The following is a 15,866-nucleotide window of genomic DNA, read 5'->3' as shown; positions in this document are numbered from 1 at the left end:
TTCAGGGCCGGTCGGCCCGCCGGCGGGGCAGCGGGACCTCCAGGGTGGCGCGCGGGTCGATCCGGTGCTCCCCGCCCCGCACCCGCACCGGCAGCGTCGTCGCACGGGCGGAGCTGCCACCCACGACCAGCGCGTCGTGCCCCACCACGACCTCCAGCTCGGGGTGGTCGCGGTAGCGCAGCCGGAACCGCAGCTCGTGAAGTGCATCGGGGAGGTAGGGGTCGAAGCCCAGGGCCTCGCCCCGCGTCTCCAGCCCGGTGAAGCCGCGCACCAGGAGGTCGACCGTGCCCGCCATCGCTCCCAGGTGGATGCCCTCGGCGGTGGTGCCGCCCTGGGCGTCGGTGATGTCGCTGTCCAGCGCCTCGAGGAAGTAGGTCCACGCCCGGCGGCGGTCGCTGCGGGCCAGCACCCAGGAGTGCACCGTCTTCGACAGCGTCGAGCCGTGGCTCGTCCGCGCCAGGTAGTAGGCCACGGTGCGTGGGATCGTCCGCCGGTCCCAGCGGTACCCCAGCCGGTCCAGCACGGCGTACAGCTCGTCGGCCGGCAGGAGCTGGAACAGCATGAGCACGTCGGCCTGCTTGGACACCCGGTAGCGGTTGGTCGTGTCGCCCTCCGCCTCCAGGATGCGGTCCAGCCGGCCGATGTCCCCGTACCGGCGGCGGTAGCCGGACCAGTCGAACTCCGCGAGGTCCTCGTAGCCGCGGAACTGGCTCAGCACGCCGTCGTCGTGCCAGCACAGCCGCCGCCGGCGGCTGACGTGCGCCCAGTGCTCCAGATCGGTCCGGCTGAGCCCGAGGAGGTCCAGCAGCTCGTCCCGCCGCCAGACCGGTAGCCGTTCGAGGCACTCGAGCGCCCGGGTGAGGGTCCACGAGGCGAGGACGTTGGTGTAGGCGTTGTCGTCGAGCCCCGGCGTGTCCCGCCAGGGCAGCGCGTCGTGGTACTCGTCCGGGCCCATGACACCGCAGATGTCGTACCGGTCGTCGGTGCGGTCGTAGGTGGCCAGGTCGGCCCAGAACGCGGCGACGTCGCAGATCAGCTCGGCCCCGTAGGAGGACAGGAACTCCTCGTCGCCGGTCGCCTCGACGTAGCGCCAGGTGTTGCAGGCGACCGCCAGGCCCACGTGCCGTTGGAGGTGCGACCGGTCGGCCAGCCACCGGCCGGAGAGCGGGTTCAGGTGCACCCGCTGGGTCTCCTCGTCGCCGGAGGAGCCGCTCTGCCAGGGGAACATCGCGCCCCGCCGGCCGATCGCGCGGGCGGCCGCCCGCGCCTGCGGGAGCCGGCGCCAGCGGTACAGCAGCATCGCGCGCGAGACCTCGGGCAGCCGGACGCTGAGGAACGGCAGCACCAGGATCTCGTCCCAGAAGACGTGCCCCCGGTAGGCCTCGCCGTGCAGGCCCCGGGCCGGGACGCCGACGTCCAGGTCGATGCTGTGCGGGGAGATCGTCTGCAGCAGGTGGAAGACGTGCAGCCGGATCACCAGCGAGGTCCGGGGGGAGCCAGTGACGGCGACGTCGCAGCGCCGCCACAGGTGCGCCCAGGCGAGCACGTGGGCGTCGAGCACCTCTGGGAGACCGGGGGCCCGGTCCAGCTCGGCACGCGCCGCCTCACCCGGTTCACCCGCGCCGCGGTCCCGCGAGGTGCACAGCGCCGCGGTCTTCTCGACGGTGACCGGCACGCCGTCGGGCAGGGAGAGCTCCGCCTCCCAGCCGACGTAGCCGTCGTGGGTGGTGGTCCGGGTGGTGACCGGGTGCTCGGTGCCGTCCACGCGCACCCGGTGCCGCGCCGCGAGCGCGACGCGCACGCGTGACTGGACGGTCTCCGCGACGAGCACGAGCAGCCCGCCCTCGGTGGAGGTCTCCTCCACCCGCAGGTGGTCCCCCCGGAGGCCCCGGTAGCGGGCCACCCCGCAGTTGCGCACCCGGCCGTCCAGGCCGGAGCGGACGGTCACGGTGCCCGACCAGTTCTCGGCGCGGAAGGTCGTCTCCAGGGCGGCCAGGCAGGGCGCGGCCATGGAGACGACCCGCCGCTGGGCGACACGGGTGCGGCGGCCCTCGGCGTCCTGGACGACGAACCGCCTGGTGAGGACGCCCCGGCGCAGGTCCAGCTCCTGGACGTAGCCGGAGACGGCCGCACCGGCGAGGTCGACCCACCCGCCGTCGCCGAGCCGGAAGGCCAGCGACTGCCAGTCGGGCAGGTTGACGATGCTCTCGTTGGGCACCTGCCGCCCGTCGACCTCGTCGACCAGCCGGTCGAACACGCCGGCGGCGTACGTCCCGGGGTAGTGGACGCCGTCGGCGCGGCTCTCGGGTGCCGCGGCCCGGGTGGCGAACCGGCCGTTGCCCAGCGCGCAGAGCACCTCCCGGAGGGCTTCCTGCGCCGGGTCGTACCCCTCGTAGGTCAGCAGCCAGCCCTCCGCCCCGGTGTGCGGTTCCCCGTCCCCGGGGATCCGGGACGCCGGATCAGCCACCCCGGTGGGCCCGGGCGGGACGGGACCGGGTGAGCAGCCAGATCCCGAGCAGCGCGCCGGCGACGGCGATCACCCGGTTCGGGTCGACGGCGGGCTGCCAGGAGACCCGGCCGTCCCGGACGACGAACGCACCCGCCGGGCGGCCGCCGACGCCGAAGCCGCCGCCGGAGTTCTCCTGGCCCGCCTCGTCGAAGCCGCTGCCCCCGCCACCGCCGCCCCCGATCCGCGCGGCCGGGATGACGGTGACGCCGTCCTTCTCGTACGGCTCGCCGAAGACGCGGCGCACCGTGACCGCGTCCCGGGCCTGGCCCAGCAGTTCCTCCACGCGCATGGCTCCTCCTCCGTGGGTCACCGGCCCGTCCTCCCCGTGCGGTGGGACCCACCGTGCCGCCGCGGCGGGGAGCCGGTGGAGGGACCAACGTCCCGGCGGGCACGGGCACTCGGGCACCTCCGGGTGCCCACCGGGCCTGGTCAGGTGGACCCGCCCCGCACGACCAGGCAGAGGAGCGACATGGGTGCCGACGTCGTCGAGACCCCGCGGTCCCCTGCCGCCGGCGCGGCCGTGCCGGACCGCCCGGTGACGCCGCCGGCGGGGCTCTCCGCGGCGCAGGTCGCCGAGCGGGTGGCCGCCGGCCGGACGAACACCTCCACCGTCCGCACCAGCCGCACGGTGGGCGAGATCGTCCGGTCCAACGTCCTCACCTTCTTCAACGGGCTGCTCGCGGCGCTGTGGGTGGTCGCGGTCCTCACCGGGCGCTGGCAGAACGCGCTCTTCGGCATGGTGGTGGTCGCCAACGCGGGGATCGGGATCGTCCAGGAGCTGCGGGCCAAGCGGACGCTGGACCGGCTCGCGGTGCTCAACGCGCCGACCGCCCGGGTGGTGCGCGGCGGCACGGTCGCCGAGGTGGCCGTGGCGGGCGTCGTCCTCGACGACCTGCTGGAGATCCGGGCCGGGGACCAGGTCCCGGCCGATGCCGTCGTCCGCACCGCCACGGGGCTCGCGGTCGACGAGTCGCTGCTCACCGGTGAGGCCGAGCCGGTGGCCAAGGAGCCGGGCGACCTCCTCTGGTCGGGCGCGATCGTGGTCGCCGGGCGGGGGCGCGCGCAGGCCACCGCGGTGGGCGACGACGCCTACGCGGCCCGCCTGGCCACCGAGGCCCGGCGTTTCAGCACCACCTTCTCCGAGCTCGTCGCCGGCACGAACCGGTTGCTGCGCTGGATCGCCGTCGTGCTGGTCGTGGTGGCGCCGGCCGTCCTGTGGAGCCAGTTCCGGAGCGCGGAGAACGTCGGGTGGCGAGAGGCGGTCACCGGCACCGTCGCCGCCCTGGTCGGGATGGTCCCCGAAGGGCTGGTGCTCCTGACGACCCTGGCGTTCATGGTCGCCACGCTCACGCTGGCCCGCCGGCAGACCCTCGTGCAGGAGCTCCCGGCGGTGGAGGGCCTGGCCCGCGTGGACGTCGTGTGCCTGGACAAGACCGGCACGCTGACCCACGGCGACGTCCGGTTCGACCGGCTGGAGCGGCTGGGGGAGGGGTCGGGACCCGGGGACGACGCGGTGCGGGCGGGGCTGGGCACCCTGGTGGCCGCGGACGCCGCCAACGCGACGGCGGTCGCCCTGGCCCAGGCGTTCCCGCCCGGCCCGGCCGCGGTGCAGGTCGTGCCCTTCTCGTCCGCGCGCAAGTGGTCGGCCGCCCGCACGGAGGCGGGGGCGACCTGGGTGCTGGGCGCGCCCGAGATGGTGCTCCCCTCCGCGGGCCCCGGCGCGGCCGCGACCGCGCGGGCGCGCGCCGACGAGCTGGCCGCGCAGGGACGGCGGGTGCTCCTGCTCGCCTGCTCGCCCGCCGCGCCGGTCGTCTCCGGGGAGGACGCCGCGCTGCCCGGGGAACTCGTACCGGTGGCCCTCGTCGTCATGGCGGAGCACGTCCGGGAGGACGCAGCGGAGGTGCTCGGGTACTTCACCGCGCAGGGCGTCGCGCTCAAGGTGATCTCGGGGGACAACCCGCGCACGGTCGGCGCCGTGGCGGCCGCCGTCGGCGTACCGGGGGTCGCGGGGGCCGCCGACGCGGTGGACGCACGGACGCTGCCCGAGGACGTCGACGAGCTGGGCGCGGTGGTGGAGGACGCGAGCGCCTTCGGCCGGGTGACGCCGCACCAGAAGCGGGCGATGGTGCGGGCCCTGCAGCGGCGCGGGCATGTGGTGGCGATGACGGGTGACGGGGTGAACGACGCGCTGGCCCTGAAGGACGCCGACATCGGGGTGGCCATGGGCAACGGCTCACCGGCCACCCGCGCCGTCGCCCAGCTGGTCCTCCTCGACGGGCGGTTCGCGCACCTGCCCGCCGCGGTGGCCGAGGGACGTCGGGTGATCGCGAACATCGAGCGGGCGGCCAACCTCTTCCTGGTCAAGAACGTCTACTCGCTGGTCATGGCGTTGATCACGGTCGCGACGCTCACCGCGTACCCGCTGGCGCCGGTGCAGCTGACGCTGATCTCGACGGTGACCATCGGGATCCCCGGGTTCTTCCTCGCCCTGCTGCCCAACCGGCGGCGGTACGTGCCGGGCTTCCTCCGCCGCGTGCTCCGCTTCTCGGTCCCCGTCGGGCTGGTCACCGGTGCCGCCGCGTACGGCGGCTACGCGGCCACCCGCTGGCTGGAGCCGGGGGCGGGCGTCGCCGGGGCGCGGACGACGGCGACGCTGGTGGTGGTGACCGTGGCGCTGTGGACCCTCGTCGTCCTGGCCCGGCCGTTCACCGTCGCGAAGACCGCACTGATCGCCGCGATGGCCGGCGTCGCCGCCGTGGTGGTGCTGGTGCCGCCGCTCGGCGAGGGGATCGTGCTGCTGGACCCGTCCCTGCAGGTCGTCCTGGTTGCCGCCGCCGTCGCCGTCCCCGCCGTGGTGCTGGTCGAGCTCGTCGCCCGCGCCGGCGACGTGCCGGCCGTCCAGCCGGGCGGTGGTGCGTCCAGCGCGACGCGGACGAGCGCCTGAGGGTGGTCGTCCGCGCAGACGGTCGCCCGTGCGCGGGCGCGGACCAGCGGCGCGTCGGGGAGCAACGCGCCGGTCCACCCGGTGCGGGCGAGCTCGAGCAGCACCCGCTCCACCGCTTCCCCGGCCCTGATCCGGGCGAGCGCGTCGTCGGTGCGCGTCGCGACGAGGAAGAACGCCTCCCCGGGCGGAGTGCCGTCGGCTGCCGCCCGGCCTGCGGGCGCCGCTCCGCCCGCGGTCACCGGCCGGTGCGCCGGGACGGGCAGGAGCACCGCCTCCTCGGCGGCCGCCGCCTCCCGGAGACCCGCCACGAGAGCCGCCGGGAGCCCACCGGCCACCGGTGGGCGGCGCCGGACCGGGGCGGCGGTCGGGAGGGGCGAGAGCGGAGCCAGCCCGGGTTCGGGTGCTCCATCGACGGGGCTCACCACCGCCACCAGTTCCGGGTCGCCGGGGTGCGGCAGGCGCTCGACGTGCACGGCCCACCCGCGCGCGGCCAGCGCCACCCGGACGGCGAGCAGCACCGCCCCGACGCCCTGGAGTCTGCGCCGGCACGAGTCGGCGTGGTCGGTGGTCAGCCGCAGCTCCACGCGGTCCGGGTGCAGCACCAGCGCGCAGTCCGGCACGCCCCAGGACGCCGACAGCAGCGTCGCGCCGGTGGCTGCGTCGGACAAGGCCTGCATCCGCTCGTCGAGAGCCGGCAGGGGTACCGGCGCGGACGGATCGAGCTGCTGCGCGGCGACGGAGCCCTCCGCGGTCGTGTCCACGGCTCCTCCTACGGTGGTGCGGCCGGCATCGAGGACAGGGCGCAGCGGTCAGGTGCCGTCGGTCGTGGTGCGTCGTGCGGGGTGGGCCCCGGCGGCGGTCACCAGCTCACCGAGGGCCTCCTCGATGCCGCGGGCGAGGGTCCACACGTCGTCGCCGGCGGCCAGGTCGCCCGTGACCCCGAAGGTGACCTGGCCGCAATAGCTGAAGATCGCCACACCGGTCCGCAGCGTCGACGCGATCGGCACGTACGGGACGATCTCCAGCAGTCTCCGCCCGAGGGCGTAGAGCGGGGTCCGAGGCCCCGGCACGTTGGTCGTCACGGTCACCACCGAGCGCTGCGGCAGGTGGGCTGCCCAGCGCACGGGGAGGGCGGCGGCCGGGAACGGCTGCTGCTGCGCCACCTGCAGCACCGCGGCCCCGGCCTCGGCCTCGTGCTCGGCCTTGGCCCGGTCGAGGTGCTGCCGGACGGCGACCAGCCGTTCCACCGGGTCGGCGAGGTGCACCGGCAGCTCGGGCAGGAGCAGCGACACCTCGTTGTCCCGCACGTCCTCGGTGCCGGGCCGCCGCACCGACACGGGGACCAGGGTCCGGACGGCGTGCTCGGTGGGCAGCTCCCCGCGGGAGAGCAGCAGCCGCCGGAAGCCGCCGGTGACGGCGGCGAGCACGACGTCGTTGAACGTGCCGCCGAGCGCCGCGCGCACCGCGCCGACCTGCTCGGTGCTGGCCCGCCCGAAGGCGAACCGCCGGTGGGCGGAGGGCGGCCCGGAGAGCGACGACGCGGCAGCGGGCCGGAGCGCCCCGGCGAGCGCGGTCAACCCCCTGGCCGCCGCACCGGCGGCGTGCAGGACGGCCGTGGGGTGGCGGAGCGCCGCGGTGAGCGCACGGGCCTGCCGCAGCGGGAGCTGCGCGGCGTCGAGGGCAGCTGCGGCGGTGAGCTCGAGCGCCGTGGGCTCCGGTGCGGGGTGCCAGTCGTCGGGGACCGGTGCGCGTGGCTCCGGGGTCTGGTCGAGGATGACCCGGTACAGGTCGGTCCCCGAGACGCCGTCGACCATGCAGTGGTGGACCTTGGAGATCAGCGCCCAGCGGTCCCCGGCGAGCCCCTCGACGAGCCAGTACTCCCAGAGCGGCCGGTCGCGGTCCAGGCGCGCGGACATGACCCGGCCCATGAGGACGGCCAGCTCCTCGTCCCCGCCGGGGGAGGGCAGCGCGGTGCGCCGCAGGTGGTATCCGAGGTCGAAGCCGGGGTCGTCGACCCAGACGGGTGGCCCGAGGTCCAGCGGCACCTCCCGCGCCTTCTGCCGGTACCGGGGGACCAGGGGCAGCCGGCCGGCGATCATCCGCTCGAACTCGCCCGCCCCCGGGGGCGGGCCCTCGAACACGGCGATCGAGGCGATGGCCAGCGAGGCCTCCGGCTCCTCGTCCTCGGCCTCGAGGAAGGCCGCGTCGAGGGGGTTCATCCGGTCGGTCACGGGGTCAGCTCCCGCTTGAGGATCTTGCCCGTGGCGTTCACCGGCAGCTGGTCCCGGAACTCGACCGACCGGGGGTACTTGTAGGAGGCCAGCCGCTCCCTCGCCCAGCCGACCAGCTCCTCCTCGGTGGCCCGCCGGCCCGGACGCAGGGCGACGAAGGCCTTCACCTCCTGCCCGAGCCGCTCGTCGGGCACGCCGACCACCGCCGCGGCCGCGACGGCGGGGTGGCCGTACAGCACGTCCTCCACCTCGCGCGGGTAGACGTTGTAGCCCCCGCGGATGATCAGGTCCTTCTTCCGGTCGACGACGAAGAAGAAACCGTCCTCGTCGACGTAACCCAGGTCGCCGGTGTGGAACCAGCCGCCGGCCATCGCCTGCGCGGTCGCCTCCGGGTGGCCGTGGTAGCCCTTCATCACGTTCACGCCGCGGACGACGATCTCGCCGACGTGCTCCCGCCCGGGTGGCAGCGGCCGGTCCTGGGCGTCCCGGACCTCGACCTCGACGCCGTAGATCGGCTTGCCGACGCTGTAGACCCGCCGCTCCTCGGCGCTGACGTTGAACGTCGTCGTGGACGCCGTCTCCGACAGGCCGTAGCCCTCCAGTATCACCACGCCGAACTCGCGCTCGAACTCGTCGATCACCTCCGCCGGCAGCGGCGCGCCGCCGGAGACGCCCACGCGGAGGGCGGAGAGGTCGTAGGCCTCGCGCCCGGGGTGCTGCAGGAGCGCCACGTACATCGTCGGCACACCCTCGAAGATCGTCACCCGGTCGCGCTGCATCACCTCGAGCGCCTTCGCGGGCTCGAACCGCGTCACCAGCGACATGGTCGCCCCGAACCGCACGCAGACGTCGAGGATGCTGGAGAGGCCGAAGACGTGGAACAGCGGGAGCACGACCAGCACCACGTCGTCGTCGCGGATGCCGAACAACCGGCCCGGCGTGTCGGCGTTCATGAACAGCTGGAAGTGGGTGAGCTCCGCGCCCTTGGGCCGGCCGGTCGTGCCCGCCGTGTAGACGATCACGGCGGTGTCACCCGGATCGCCCTGGTGCATCGGTGGCCGCCCCTCGACCGGCGTCGCGAGCAGCTGGTCGAAGGGCCGGCCCGCGGTGGCCGGCGGGAATCCCGGCAGGTCGAGGACGAACAGCTCGTGGACCCCGGCGTCCGCCGCTCCCTTGGCCGCCTCCTCCGCGGAGCCGGCCCAGGTGATCAGCGTCCGGGCGCCGGAGTCGCCGAGGACGAAGCCGACCTCGCCGGCCTTGAACAGCACGTTCACCGGGACGACGACACCGCCGGCCTTGAGGATGCCGAAGTAGGCGATCACGAACTGCGGCACGTTGGGCAGCTGCAGGGCCACCCGGTCCCCGGGAGCCAGCCCCCGGGCCCGCAGGCCGGCGGCCAGGCGGTCGGACGCGGCGTCGAGCTGGGCGTAGGTCACCCGGCCCGAGTCCAGGAGCAGGGCGGGTTTGCCGGGGAAGCTGCGGGCCGCCTCCCGGAGCACGAGTGCCAGGTTCAGGGTCATGGGTTCCTCCTCGCCGGGGCCTGGGTCCGACTGTCCGGGGAGCGGAGGCAGGCGGGCATCGGCCGGAAGGCGGTGGAGGGGTGGGTCTTCCGGCCCTCGGGCCCGGTACCGCACGCGCTCGTCGTGCCGGAGGGGGCCGGCCCGCGGCCGGGTGGGACCGGTGGCCCCGGGCGGGGGGACCTTGCGCCCTCCCGCAGGCCGCCGCTGCGGCCGACCGTGGAGCGCACCTACAGCCTCGGGGAGGCGTGATGAGCACCGGGAGCGGGTCGCCGCAGGCGTCGGGACCCCGTCGGCGGCGGGACACCGATCCGCTGCAGATGACCGAGCACGAGAAGCGCGTGGCCGAGTGGGAGGCCCGGCACGACGTCGCGGCCCGCGGCCACCGGGCCGCACCAGACGTCCTGCAGCACTACCTGGCCCGCGAGCGGCTCACCCGCGCCGAGCGGCCCGGGCACCGCGAGCGGTCCGCGCCGTCCGAGCGGTCGCAGCGCCCCGCCGGGACCGACGGGCACGGCGAAGGGCCCCGGCCGGCGCCGCGGACGGGAACCCGCGGGTGGTGGCGGCGCCTGTTCAGCCGCAGCGGCTGAGCGGAGCGCGCCCGCCTGCGGGGCCGGTGGGCCGTGCACGGCGGAGGGCCCGGCGCCGGCATGCCACGGGCGGGGTGCTGGGTGCGGCCGAGGTCGGCATGCTGCAGGCGCTCGTGGAGGCCGGGATCCGGCCCGACCTGGTGGTGGGGACGTCGGTTGGCGCGATCAACGGGGCGCTCCTCGCCGCCGACCCGACGCCGGGGGCGGTGGGCCGGCTGCGCGCGGTGTGGGAGGACGTCGCCGAGCGCGGTGTCTTCGCAGGGTCGGTGCTGGCCCGCCTGGGCACCCTGGTGCGCACCCGCACCCACCTGCACCCGCGCGAACCGCTGCGCGATCTGCTGGAGGAGCACCTGCCCGTGCGGAGCTTCGGCGAGCTCACCATCCCGTTCCAGTGCGTCGCCTCGAGCATCGAGCGGGCCGCCGAGCACTGGTTCACCGAGGGCCCGCTGGTGGATGCGGTGCTCGCCTCCTGCGCCGTCCCCGGGCTGTTGCCGGCGGTCGAGATCGACGGGGAGCACTACCTGGACGGCGGGCTGGTGCACAGCATCCCGGTCGGCCGGGCGGTCGCTCTCGGGGCCGGGACGATCTACGTGCTGCACGTCGGCCGGATCGACCGGCCGCTGCGGCCCCCGGCCCGCCCGTGGGACGTGGGGCTGGTGGCCTTCGAGATCGCCCGCCGGCACCGGTTCGCCGCCGACCTGGCCGCGCTGCCCCCGGGGGTGACGGCGCACGTGCTGCCCTCGGGCGGAGCCGCACCGTTCGGCACCGCCGACCTGCGCTACCGCGACTTCTCCGCCGTCCCCTCGCGGATCGAGCGGGCCTACACGGCGGCGCGGGAGTACCTGGGGCGCGCCGGCGCCGGGACGGTCTGAGGTGCTGCCCCCGCGCCGGGTGCGCCGGTTCACCGGTCCGCTGCTGGTCGTCGCGCTCGTGGCCGCCGTCCTGCTGCTGCCCGTGCTCGTGCCGGTGGCGGCCGTCGCCTCGCTGTGGCTACCGGGGCACTGGCGCGGCCTGCGGCTGCTCTGCCTGGCGCTGGCCTACCTCGCGCTGCAGGTCGCCGGCCTCGTGGCCGCCGGCGCGCTCTGGGTGCTCAGCGGGTTCGGTCGCCGGCTGGGCGGCCCGTGGTCCCGCGCGGCCCACTACACGGTGCTGCGGCTGCTGCTCGACGGGTTCATGCGGATCGCGCGGCGGCTCCTCGCGCTCCGGCTGGTCACCGACGGCGAGTCGTGGTCACCGCTGGACGACGGGCTCCCCGGTTCGACCAACGCCATGGTGGTGCTGTCCCGGCACGCCGGCCCCGGCGACTCGTTCCTGCTCGTGCACACGCTGATGGACCGCGACCACCTGCGCCGGCCGCGGATCGTGCTCAAGGACGTGCTGCAGCTGGACCCGGTGATCGACGTCTACCTCAACCGGCTGCCCAACCACTTCGTGCCGGCCGACCAGGCGGGTGGCTACAGCTCGGAGCAGGCGATCGGCGACCTGGCCCGTGACCTGGGAGAGGAGGACGCGCTGCTGATCTTCCCGGAGGGCGCGAACTTCACGACCCGCCGCCGCAGCCGCGCCATCCACCGGCTGCGCGAGCGCGGGCTGCTGGCGGCGGTGCGGCGGGCCGAGGAGATGCGGCACGTGCTGCCGCCCCGGCCCGCCGGGGTGGCCGCGGCCCTCGGCGCCGCGCCGCACGCCGACGTCGTCTTCGTGGCGCACACCGGGCTGGAGCACCTGAACACCCCGCGCGACGTCTGGCGCGGCCTCCCTCTCGACAAGACCCTGCACCTGCGCTGGTGGTTCGTCCCGGCCGCGGAGATCCCCCGCGACGCCGCCGAGCAGGTCGACTGGCTCTACCGGTGGTGGGAGACCATCGACGCATGGGTCGCCACCACGTCGGCAGCGGAGCAGGGCGCGGCCGGGGCGTAGCGGAAGCCGGGCGGGTGGTCGCCGGTTGCACCCCGGCGTGAGGCTCTCGCTGCTCGACCGCTCCCGGACGCGTGCCGGCCACCCCGAGGCGGCGGCGCTGCGGCACACGGTGGAGCGGGCGGTCGGGGCGGAACGGCTGGGCTACCACCGCTTCTGGGTGGCCGAGCACCACGGCGTGCCGGGCATCGCCTCGGGCGCTCCGGCGGTGCTGCTCGCGGCCGTCGGCGCGGCCACGTCGGGTATCCGGCTCGGGTCGGGCGGGGTGATGCTGCCCAACCACCAGCCGCTCGTGGTGGCCGAGCAGTTTCTCGTGCTGGCCGCCCTGCACCCCGGCCGGGTCGACCTCGGGGTGGGCCGCTCGCTCGGGTTCACCGCGCCGGTGCGCCGGGCGCTGCGCCGCACCGGTGAGGAGCCCGACACCTTCGCCGAGGACGTCGCCGAGCTGCGGGGGTACCTGGAGCGGACCGGGCAGGTCACCGCCCGGCCGGTCACGGGAGAGCCGGTCCCGCTCTCGGTGCTGGCGACCGGCCGGGGCGTCGGCGTCGCCGCCGCGCTCGGGCTCCCGCTGGTGCTGGGCGGTCCCGTGCTCGACCGGCCCGAGCTCGCGGACGTGCTCGCGGGCTACCGGCGCGACTTCCGCCCGCACGGTGACAGCCGCCCCCACGTCACGGTCTCGCTCGACGTCCTGGTCGCCGACACCGACCGGGAGGCCCGCGAGCTGGCGCTGCCCGAGGTGTGGGCGATGGTGCGCTCGCGGCGCACCGGCGTGTTCGACGTCCTGGAGCCGGTCGGGGAGATCCGGGGGCGGCGCTGGGACGACCTGGACGCGCGCCGGGTGGAGCAGGGCCTCGCGGCCGCGACCGCCGGCCGGCCGGCGTCGGTGCGGCGTCGCCTCGAGCAGCTCGCCGAGCGCACGGGCGCCGACGAGCTGCTCGCCAGCGGCGCGACCTACGACCGGGCGGCGCTGGCCGCCTCGGACGCCGCGCTGGCTGCCCTGCTGCGCTGACCCGCGACGTCGTCCCGGTCGGCCGGAGCCCGGCCGCCTGGCCAGGTCGTGGCCTCGAGCGTCCCCACCGACCGCCCGCGACGGGCACGGCACGGGAACCGGGAGGGTGCGCGGTGCGGCGGGTCTTCGTGGTGGGCTGCCCGCGGTCGGGCACCACGCTGCTGCAGTCGTTCCTGGCGGCGCACCCGCAGGTCCACTCCTTCCCCGAGACGCACGTCTTCCACGAGCTCCGCGCACCGGGCGGGGGTCCGGCGGGCGGTGGGGCTCGCCGCGGCCGGGACGAGCCGGCGGCTCGACGACGTCGCCGGCTGGCTGGGCACCCGCCGGCGCCGTCCCGTGCTCCCGACGGTGCGCGGCGACGGCGCCGCCTTCGTCGCGATGGCCGACGCCGCCGCGCGCGAGCGGGGCGCGGACACGTGGGTGGAGAAGACCCCGGCCACCCTCTACGCCCTGGACCTGGTCGAGCAGCTGGTGCCGGGCGCGCAGGTGGTGCACGTCGTGCGCGACGGCGTCGACGTGGTGGCGAGCCTGTGCGCCGTCGCGGAGGCGGCGCCGGCCGCGCTCTGCGCGGACCTCGGCCTCCCGTGCACCGACGAGATGGTCACCGGGCGGGCCGCCGCGGCCGGCGGGCTGGTCAAGGACGTCGAGCACTGGAAGCGGACAACACCGGGCCGCTGCGCGACGGGGCGGGGCGGCGCGCCCGCGAGGTCGTCGACGGCCCGACGCCCCGGCACGTCCGGTCACGGGTCGCCGCCGTGCCGGTCGAGGAGCTCACCGGCGGCCGCGGGCCGTCCGGCTGCGGGTGCGCCGTCCCGACCGACTCGGGACGCCGGTCGTCGTGACCGGGTGGGGTTCGGCGGCCGCGACGGCCGTCCCTGCCCGCCGCTGACCGCTGCCCGACGGCCGGACACGCCACCCGGGAGGAGGTGGGGCGCTGGTCCCCGCGGGGCACGACGGGCACACTGCCCGTGTGAGAGGCGGCGAGGCGAGCACGGATCCCGGCATCGCACTCCCGGAGCCGGACGGTGACGGCGGGGGCACGGCACCGGGGGCGCCGCTGCTGATCCCCGGCGAGACCTGCTGGCGCATCGAGCGCGCCACCCGGTTCGCCATCTTCGTGGACGCGGCCGGGTACTTCGCGACCCTCAAGCGGGCGGTGCTGTGCGCCGAGCGCCGGGTGCTCTTCATCGGCTGGGACTTCGACCCGCGCATCCGGCTCGACCCGCTCGGCGGCGGGCGGCCCGAGGAGGACCGCCTGGGTGCCGTGCTCGAGCGGGCGGTGGAGCGCAACCCCGCCCTGGAGATCGGGGTGCTGCAGTGGGACCTCGGCATGCTGCGCGCCCTCGGCCGGGGGCTGGCGCCGATCGTGCTGCTGGACCGGCGCGCCCCCGATCGCCTGACCTTCGCCGTCGACACCCACCACCCCGTGGGCGGGGCCCACCACCAGAAGATCGTGGTGATCGACGACTCGCTCGCGTTCGCCGGCGGCATCGACGTGACCGCCGACCGCTGGGACACCTCCGACCACACCGACGACAACCCCGACCGGTGCCGCCCCGTCAACGGTCGCGGCACCGGCAGGCCCACCGGGCCGTGGCACGACGCAACCAGCATCATGACCGGCCCCGCCGCCCGGGCCGTCGCCGAGCTGGCCCGCGAGCGGTGGGAGAGCGGGACGGGGGAGCGGCTCGAGGAGCTCGAGGAGGTGCCGGACTGCTGGCCCGAGGGGGTCGAGCCGCTGCTCACCGACGTCGACGTGGCCATCTCGCGCACCCGGCCGGAGCACGGTGGCACGCCCCTGGTGCACGAGGTCGAGCTGCTGTGGCTGGCCGTCATCGCCGCCGCCCGGCGGTCGCTCTACGTGGAGAGCCAGTACTTCGCCAGCCGGCGGATCGCCGAGGCCGTCGCCGAGCGGCTCCGCGAGCCCGACGGCCCGGACGTGGTCGTCGTCAACCCGTGGACCGCCGACGGGTGGCTCTCGGAGAAGGCGATGGGCACCGCACGCGCCGCTGCCCTGGAGATCCTGCGCGAGGCCGACGTGCACGACCGGTTCCGGCTGTACACCCCGGTGACCGAGCAGCGCGCGCACATCTACGTGCACGCGAAGGTGACCGTGGTCGACGACCGCCTGCTGCGCATCGGGTCGAGCAACGTCAACAACCGCTCCATGGGGCTGGACACCGAGTGCGACCTGGCGATCGAGGCGGTGGAGGGGGAGCCGGGCGCCGAGGGGGTCGCGGCCACCATCAGCGGCTTCCGGGACCGGCTGCTCGCCGAGCACCTTGGCTGCACGGCCGAGCAGGTCGCCGCCGCGATCCAGGGCACCGGCTCGCTGGTGCGGGGCATCGAGCAGCTGCGCCGGCCGAGCGGGCGGTCGCTGGTGCCCTTCGAGCCGCCCGAGCTCGGCCCCGCCGACCGGGCGCTCGGGGAGTCGGAGGTGATGGACCCGGAGAAGACGCCGAACCGCTGGCGCCGGGTCGAGCGGTTCTTCGCCCGCCGCCGGCGCCCGCGCGGCCGCACCCGCGCCTGAGGCACACGCGCCTGAGGCACCGCATCGTCGTGACCGGCGGCGGCCGGCCCCGCACCGGGAGACAGGAGCCACCGTGTCGCTGCACCGGCACTACCCACCGGACCTCGACCGCGGCACCACGGGCGAGGTGAGCGCCTGGCTGCGCCCCGCGGGCGGTGAGCCCGACACCACCTCGGCGAACGGGGTGACGTGCGAGTTCCTCGCCACCGGGGCGGAGACGGGTGGGCGGTTCGGCCTGTACCGGTGGACCTTCGGGCAGGAGGAGTCGGGCCCGGCCGCCCACGTCCACCGTGCCGTCTCCGAGCAGTTCCACGTGCTCTCCGGGCGGGTGAGCCTCTACGACGGGCGGTCCTGGAGAGACGCCGAGGCCGGGGACTTCCTCTACGTGCCCGAGGGGGGCATCCACGGGTTCCGCGGCGGTGCGCACGCCACGATGCTGCTCATGTTCGCGCCGGGCGGGCCGCGCGAGGAGTACTTCGAGACCCTGGCGCGGGGTGAGCGGATGGCCCCGGAGGAGCGCGCGGAGTTCATGCTCCGCCACGACACCTACCGGGTCTGATCCGCCGGCACCGAGCGGGCCCGTCCCCGCTCGGGAACGGGCCCCCTGCCGGCGGTGGGCGTC

Annotated in this window: 12 protein-coding genes and 1 pseudogene; 9 read left to right on the top strand and 4 right to left on the bottom strand. The window is 76.0% G+C overall.

Annotated features, from left to right (window positions below; genetic code table 11):
- Window position 1: 1 nt before the first annotated feature.
- Complete coding sequence (locus E9565_RS03945; RefSeq protein ID WP_236834120.1) at window positions 2-2,467, bottom strand: glycoside hydrolase family 65 protein; 2,466 nt, start codon at window positions 2,465-2,467, stop codon at window positions 2-4.
- Entirely contained in the window at window positions 2,460-2,798 is a 339-nt protein-coding gene (locus E9565_RS03940; protein ID WP_236834119.1) for a hypothetical protein, read from the bottom strand. Before E9565_RS03940 ends, E9565_RS03945 begins: the two co-directional genes overlap by 8 nt.
- 180 nt (window positions 2,799-2,978) lie before the next feature.
- Here E9565_RS03940 and E9565_RS03935 point away from each other — a divergent pair, with 180 nt between their 5' ends.
- Entirely contained in the window at window positions 2,979-5,453 is a 2,475-nt protein-coding gene (locus E9565_RS03935) for an HAD-IC family P-type ATPase (protein WP_236834118.1), read from the top strand.
- 809 nt (window positions 5,454-6,262) lie between these two features.
- On the opposite strand, the gene E9565_RS03930 is transcribed toward E9565_RS03935, so the two are convergent.
- Window positions 6,263-7,684, bottom strand: a complete 1,422-nt coding sequence (locus E9565_RS03930) for a wax ester/triacylglycerol synthase family O-acyltransferase (protein ID WP_236827242.1) — start codon at window positions 7,682-7,684, stop codon at window positions 6,263-6,265.
- Window positions 7,681-9,204 (bottom strand): long-chain fatty acid--CoA ligase, encoded by a 1,524-nt coding sequence (locus E9565_RS03925; protein ID WP_236827241.1) that lies wholly within the window; start codon window positions 9,202-9,204, stop codon window positions 7,681-7,683. Before E9565_RS03925 ends, E9565_RS03930 begins: the two co-directional genes overlap by 4 nt.
- A gap of 248 nt (window positions 9,205-9,452) precedes the next feature.
- On the opposite strand from E9565_RS03925, the gene E9565_RS03920 reads away from it, so the two are divergent.
- From E9565_RS03920 to E9565_RS03895, 8 genes and pseudogenes are all read left to right on the top strand, one after another.
- Entirely contained in the window at window positions 9,453-9,791 is a 339-nt protein-coding gene (locus E9565_RS03920) for a hypothetical protein (RefSeq protein ID WP_236834117.1), read from the top strand.
- A gap of 26 nt (window positions 9,792-9,817) precedes the next feature.
- Window positions 9,818-10,663, top strand: a complete 846-nt coding sequence (locus tag E9565_RS03915) for a patatin-like phospholipase family protein (RefSeq protein ID WP_308196083.1) — start codon at window positions 9,818-9,820, stop codon at window positions 10,661-10,663.
- A gap of 1 nt (window position 10,664) precedes the next feature.
- Window positions 10,665-11,708, top strand: a complete 1,044-nt coding sequence (locus E9565_RS03910; protein ID WP_236827238.1) for a 1-acyl-sn-glycerol-3-phosphate acyltransferase — start codon at window positions 10,665-10,667, stop codon at window positions 11,706-11,708.
- Between the two features lie 37 nt (window positions 11,709-11,745).
- On the top strand, window positions 11,746-12,714 hold the full coding sequence (locus tag E9565_RS03905) for an MsnO8 family LLM class oxidoreductase (protein ID WP_236834115.1): 969 nt from the start codon (window positions 11,746-11,748) through the stop codon (window positions 12,712-12,714).
- Between the two features lie 113 nt (window positions 12,715-12,827).
- Window positions 12,828-12,980, top strand: a pseudogene (locus E9565_RS23495) (sulfotransferase); the annotation flags it as partial.
- 112 nt (window positions 12,981-13,092) lie between these two features.
- On the top strand, window positions 13,093-13,743 hold the full coding sequence (locus tag E9565_RS23490) for a sulfotransferase (RefSeq protein WP_374201717.1): 651 nt from the start codon (window positions 13,093-13,095) through the stop codon (window positions 13,741-13,743).
- Entirely contained in the window at window positions 13,685-15,244 is a 1,560-nt protein-coding gene (locus E9565_RS03900) for a phospholipase D-like domain-containing protein (protein ID WP_236834114.1), read from the top strand. The genes E9565_RS23490 and E9565_RS03900 overlap by 59 nt, the downstream gene beginning before the upstream one ends.
- A 73-nt stretch (window positions 15,245-15,317) precedes the next feature.
- A complete protein-coding gene (locus tag E9565_RS03895; protein ID WP_236834113.1) occupies window positions 15,318-15,803 on the top strand; it encodes a cupin domain-containing protein in 486 nt (161 codons plus the stop codon).
- Window positions 15,804-15,866: the final 63 nt, after the last annotated feature.

The sequence above is a fragment of the Blastococcus sp. KM273129 genome, from assembly GCF_021698995.1.
Lineage (GTDB): Bacteria > Actinomycetota > Actinomycetes > Mycobacteriales > Geodermatophilaceae > Blastococcus.
The sequence above is the reverse complement of the archived record's forward strand: the minus strand, read 5'-3'. Positions and strand labels throughout refer to the sequence as shown.

What these genes read in the sequence shown, in the direction of transcription:
- E9565_RS03920 (WP_236834117.1), top strand. Translation starts at nt 9,453, where the DNA reads ATGAGCACCGGGAGCGGGTCGCCGCAGGCGTCGGGACCCCGTCGGCGG.
- E9565_RS23490 (WP_374201717.1), top strand. Translation starts at nt 13,093, where the DNA reads ATGGCCGACGCCGCCGCGCGCGAGCGGGGCGCGGACACGTGGGTGGAG.
- E9565_RS03925 (WP_236827241.1), bottom strand. Translation starts at nt 9,204, where the DNA reads ATGACCCTGAACCTGGCACTCGTGCTCCGGGAGGCGGCCCGCAGCTTC.
- E9565_RS03935 (WP_236834118.1), top strand. Translation starts at nt 2,979, where the DNA reads ATGGGTGCCGACGTCGTCGAGACCCCGCGGTCCCCTGCCGCCGGCGCG.
- E9565_RS03940 (WP_236834119.1), bottom strand. Translation starts at nt 2,798, where the DNA reads ATGCGCGTGGAGGAACTGCTGGGCCAGGCCCGGGACGCGGTCACGGTG.